Source organism: Hydrogenophaga sp. (genome assembly GCF_051007235.1).
In the GTDB taxonomy this organism is placed as follows: domain Bacteria; phylum Pseudomonadota; class Gammaproteobacteria; order Burkholderiales; family Burkholderiaceae_C; genus Hydrogenophaga.
In genome coordinates this window covers 1-3,385 of sequence record NZ_JBPCSJ010000250.1, presented here as the reverse complement: position 1 = coordinate 3,385, position 3,385 = coordinate 1, and the positions used below count along the sequence as shown (strand labels likewise).

Genomic DNA, 3,385 nt, shown 5'->3' with positions numbered 1-3,385 from the left:
CCCCCACCACCGCCGGCATCGGCAGCACCCGCTGGGTCAAGTTCACCCTGGACAGCGGCAGCGCGTGGGACGCCGGCCTGGCCGCCGGCACGCTGCACCGCGCCCTGGTCGACCTGGAACTGCAGTGGACGCAAAGCGTCAGCGGCAGCCGCAGCGCCAGCGTCACCGTGCAGATCTATTCCGACGCAGGCGGCACCACCCTGGTGTCCACCGGCACCGTCAGCGCGCTTGTCTCGCTCACCCTCATCGGCGGCGGTGCCTGACCGCCAGCCCCGCCCACCCAGGAGACCCCCCACACCATGGCCGCCCCCAACATCGCCGCCCCCACGTCCGTCACCGGCAAGACCGCCACGCAGGCCATCGGCACCACCGCCACTGCCATCGTCAGCAACGCCGCCAGCAGCGGCAAGGCGCTGCGCGTCACCTCGCTGTACGTGGCCAACGTGGACGGCTCGGCCAACTGCGACGTGACGGTGGACCTGTACCGCGGCACCACCGCCACGCGGCTGGCCAGCACCGTCGTCATCCCGGCCGACGCCAGCGTGCTCATCATCGGGCGCGACGGCCCGGTCTGGCTGGAAGAGGGCGACAGCCTGCGCCTGACCGCCAGCGCCGCAGGCGACCTCGCGGCCGTGTGCAGCTACGACGAAGTGGCCTGACATGCCGCGCCTGATCGGAAAAACCCCCGCCCCCGTGCGCCTGGGCTCGCCCGGCGTGTGGACGCTGCAGCAGGCGGCAGACGCCGAGCGCGACGTGCGCTGGCCGGGCGTGTGGCGCAACAACCTGCTGGCCGTGGTGAGCGGCAGCGCGCCCTACCTGCAGATCTACGGCAAGAACACGGTCTATGGCGACAACAACCCGGCAGCGCAGCCGGCAGCGCTGAGTTTTGTGCCGACCGATGTGGCGTGGAGCACCAGTGGCGGCTACCTGGCCGTGGTGGGCGGCAGCTCCATGGCCTGGTACAGCCACAACGCGGGCGTGCTGACGCTGCTGACCAACCCGGCGACCATGCCGGTCGGCGCGGTCGTTTCCTGCGCTTGGAGCCCCGACGATAAGTTTCTTGCGGTGGGGCACGGCACCACGCCGTTTGTCACGATCTACGAGCGCAGCGGGGACACGCTGACCAAGCTGTCCAACCCGTCCACGCTTCCAACCGGCGCGGCGCGGCAAGTGGCGTGGAGCCCGAGCGGCGAGTTTCTGGCTGTGGCACACAACACCACGCCGTACTTGACGGTTTACCAGCGCAGCGACACGACGTTCACCAAGCTGACCAGCACCGCAGCCAGTGGCGGCTCGGCGGGCGGCGACGGGTGCGCCTGGAGCCCTGACGGCGCCACGCTGGTGCAAATCCAACGGGGCGGTACAAGCGGCTGGTTGAACATCTACACCTTGGCCGGCGCCACGCTGACCAAGCTGACGGGCTTCACGCTTCCGGCCGTCGCAAATGGCAGGGCCGCGTTCTCGCCAACGGGCGCCTACCTTTGTGTCGATCTCGGCACCGGCAATTTTCGTGTGTACAGCGCCAGCGGCACCACGTTCACTGTGCTGGGCTCGCCAACGCCCTCAGGGGGCGCCGGCGCCGCGTGGGGCCGCGACGGCAATTTCCTCAATGCCGGCAGCAATCTCTACAGCATCAGCGGCAGCACCTTCACCCTGCAGACTGCCCTCAGCCCCGCACCTGGCGGCGGTGTGGCGGCCTGCTCGTTCCTGTAAGCCTCCATGCTCTACACCCACTACCAAGCCGCCCCCGCCCCGCTGCCCGCCCGCGTGCGCCTGCCGGACGGCAGCACACGCACCGCGCTGCACCAACTGCCCGCCGCCGCGCTGGCCGCGCTGGGCTACCTGCCCGCGCCCGCCGCGCCCACGCCCGGCCCGGGTGATGTGGTCGAGTGGTCAGCCGGCGCGTGGCAAGTGCGCGCCATGACTGCCGGCGAACGGGCCGAGCAGCAGCGCCAGGCCCGCGCCGCGCTGGAAGCCGCCGTGCAGCAGCACCTTGACGCCACGGCGCAGGCCCGCGGCTACGACAGCATCCTCAGTGCCTGCACCTACGCCGCCAGCACCAGCGCGCGCTTCCGGCCCGAGGGCGCCGCCTGCATCGCCTGGCGCGATGCCGTCTGGCTGCACTGCCACGCCGTGCTGGCCGCCGTCATGGCAGGAGCCCGCCCCACGCCCACGGCCGCCGAACTGCTGGCCGAACTGCCCGCCGCGATCCAGTGGCCTGGCCAGGGCGCCTGAGCCACGCCGCCCACCACGCTTGCAGCCCCAGGACGCCGCCATGACCCCCGCCGACGCCGCCCCCGCCGCAGAGCCGCGCAGCATGGACGAGCGCATGCACCGCGCCGAGCGGACGCTGAACATCCAGGGCGCGCACCACGAGCACCTGGCCAACCAGATCAGCGAGCTGACGGTCGGCATCCGCGAGCTGGAGCGGCGCATTCCCGAATTGATGGCGCAGGGCATCGTCGCCGCCGTCAGCAGCCCGGCCACCTGGGAGGCCGCGCAAAACGCCATGCAGGCCCGCGCCCTCAACGCCGCAGGCGGCTGGCTCATCGGCAGCCTGCGCTTCGTCGTCGACAAGCTGCTGTGGGCCTGCCTGGCGCTGCTGGCCGTTTACACGCTCGGCGGCTGGCCCGCCATTGCCGCGATGTTGAAACTGAAAGCCGCGTCATGAAGCCCCGCCTCATCCCCAACTGGAAACGCGCCTGGCGCATGTTCAGCGTGCAGGCCCAGGCGCTCGCTGTGGCCGTGCTCGGCGGCTGGCAGGCGCTGCCCGACGACCTGCGCGCGAGCATCCCGCCCTGGGCCGTCGTCACCCTGGCATCGGTGCTGCTGCTGGCCGGCATCGTGGGCCGCCTCATCGACCAGCCGAAGGTCCGCGAATGATCACCGTTGCCAGTCTCATCGCCGCCGGCATCGCGCCGACGCAGGCCCGCGTGTTTGCTGAGCCGCTGGCCGCAGCCTGCGCGCGGTTTGCGATCCACACGCCGGCACGCATCGCGGCTTTCCTGGGCCAGTGCGCGCTCGAATCCGCCGGGTTCACGCGCCTGGAGGAAAACCTGTTCTACACCACGCCCGAGCGCATCCGGGCGGTGTTCCCGTCGCGCGTCAAGAGCCTGGCCGACGCCGCCCAGCTCACGCGCAACCCGCAGGCCCTGGCAAACCGCGTGTACGCCGGCCGGCTGGGCAACGGCGACGAGGCCAGCGGCGACGGCTGGCGATACCGCGGCCGCGGGCTGGTGCAGCTCACCGGGCGCGACAACTATGTCGACGCGGCGGACGGCCTGGCGTTGCCCCTGGTCACGCATCCTGACCTTGCAGCGCTGCCGGCTGCGGCGTGCATGACGGCGGCCTGGTTCTGGAATTCGCGGAAGTTGAACATCCTGGC

The 3,385-nt window shown here is 71.4% G+C and carries 7 protein-coding genes; all 7 read left to right on the top strand.

Annotated elements, in window-relative coordinates; all coding sequences use genetic code 11:
* A partial coding sequence (locus tag ACR2JA_RS09065; RefSeq protein WP_434008767.1) for a hypothetical protein occupies positions 1–263 on the top strand: 263 nt, incomplete at its 5' end.
* Positions 264–299: 36 nt separating this feature from the next.
* Positions 300–659, top strand: a complete 360-nt coding sequence (locus ACR2JA_RS09060) for a hypothetical protein (protein ID WP_434008766.1) — start codon at positions 300–302, stop codon at positions 657–659.
* 1 nt (position 660) lies between these two features.
* Positions 661–1,713, top strand: a complete 1,053-nt coding sequence (locus tag ACR2JA_RS09055) for a WD40 repeat domain-containing protein (protein WP_434008765.1) — start codon at positions 661–663, stop codon at positions 1,711–1,713.
* 6 nt (positions 1,714–1,719) lie between these two features.
* Entirely contained in the window at positions 1,720–2,235 is a 516-nt protein-coding gene (locus ACR2JA_RS09050) for a hypothetical protein (RefSeq protein ID WP_434008764.1), read from the top strand.
* Between the two features lie 40 nt (positions 2,236–2,275).
* Positions 2,276–2,671 (top strand): hypothetical protein, encoded by a 396-nt coding sequence (locus tag ACR2JA_RS09045; RefSeq protein ID WP_434008763.1) that lies wholly within the window; start codon positions 2,276–2,278, stop codon positions 2,669–2,671.
* On the top strand, positions 2,668–2,883 hold the full coding sequence (locus ACR2JA_RS09040; protein WP_434008762.1) for a hypothetical protein: 216 nt from the start codon (positions 2,668–2,670) through the stop codon (positions 2,881–2,883). Before ACR2JA_RS09045 ends, ACR2JA_RS09040 begins: the two co-directional genes overlap by 4 nt.
* Positions 2,880–3,385: glycoside hydrolase family 19 protein (locus ACR2JA_RS09035; protein WP_434008761.1), on the top strand; the 506-nt coding region annotated here is incomplete at its 3' end. The genes ACR2JA_RS09040 and ACR2JA_RS09035, both read left to right, overlap by 4 nt.

Bases quoted from the DNA above. Each gene is read 5' to 3' on its own strand.
- ACR2JA_RS09045 (WP_434008763.1), top strand. From the start codon at position 2,276: ATGACCCCCGCCGACGCCGCCCCCGCCGCAGAGCCGCGCAGCATGGAC.
- ACR2JA_RS09055 (WP_434008765.1), top strand. From the start codon at position 661: ATGCCGCGCCTGATCGGAAAAACCCCCGCCCCCGTGCGCCTGGGCTCG.
- ACR2JA_RS09050 (WP_434008764.1), top strand. From the start codon at position 1,720: ATGCTCTACACCCACTACCAAGCCGCCCCCGCCCCGCTGCCCGCCCGC.
- ACR2JA_RS09060 (WP_434008766.1), top strand. From the start codon at position 300: ATGGCCGCCCCCAACATCGCCGCCCCCACGTCCGTCACCGGCAAGACC.
- ACR2JA_RS09040 (WP_434008762.1), top strand. From the start codon at position 2,668: ATGAAGCCCCGCCTCATCCCCAACTGGAAACGCGCCTGGCGCATGTTC.